The sequence below is a fragment of the Pseudomonas sp. EA_5y_Pfl2_R50 genome, from assembly GCF_963970475.1.
Classification (GTDB): Bacteria; Pseudomonadota; Gammaproteobacteria; order Pseudomonadales; family Pseudomonadaceae; genus Aquipseudomonas.
The window spans coordinates 1-563 of the sequence record NZ_CAXAPT010000090.1 but is presented as its reverse complement, the minus strand read 5'-3'; the positions used below and the strand labels follow the sequence as shown (position 1 = coordinate 563).

1 protein-coding gene is annotated in these 563 nt (G+C 65.9%); it reads left to right on the top strand.

Going from position 1 to position 563, the window contains the following annotated elements; translation table 11 throughout:
• The coding region (locus tag AACY19_RS26855) for a hypothetical protein (RefSeq protein WP_339454519.1) at positions 1–349 on the top strand (349 nt) is incomplete at its 5' end.
• Between the last annotated feature and the right edge of the window lie 214 nt (positions 350–563).

The window sequence follows — 563 nt, the reverse complement described above, 5'->3', positions numbered from 1 at the left end:
ATTAATGCGTCTGGCGCGCTTGGATCGAACGCATTTCACGCGCGCGGTCCCTGGATTAACACCCGATGGTGGGCTTGGTTCTGAAGGGCCCGCGGTTACGGTCGTCGTTGATGCCGTCAGCTACAAGCTGCCGCTGGAAGGCGTGATCGACCTCGACGCCGAGAGCGCGCGCCTGACCAAGGGCATTGAGGCTGCCGCGAAGGAGCGCGACGCACTCGCAGGGCGGCTGGGCAATCCCAGCTTTGTCGAGCGCGCCAAGCCCGAAGCGGTCGAAAAGGCCCGCGCCGACCACGCCGAAAAGGCCGCCGAAGCCGAGCGGCTGAGCGCGGCGCTGGCGCGGCTGGGTTAAAATTCCCCTCCCGCTTGCGGGAGGGGTTAGGGGAGGGCCTGTCAGGTCCCTCCCGAGACATTCCCTCCCCCCGCCCCTCCCGCAAGCGGGAGGGGAGAAGGATTAGACGATGACGGCACGAGAAACCCTGTTGGCCGAAGCGGCCAAGCGCATCCTGATCACCGATGGCGCGTTCGGCACCGAGATCCAGAATTGGAAGCTGTCCGAGGCGGAT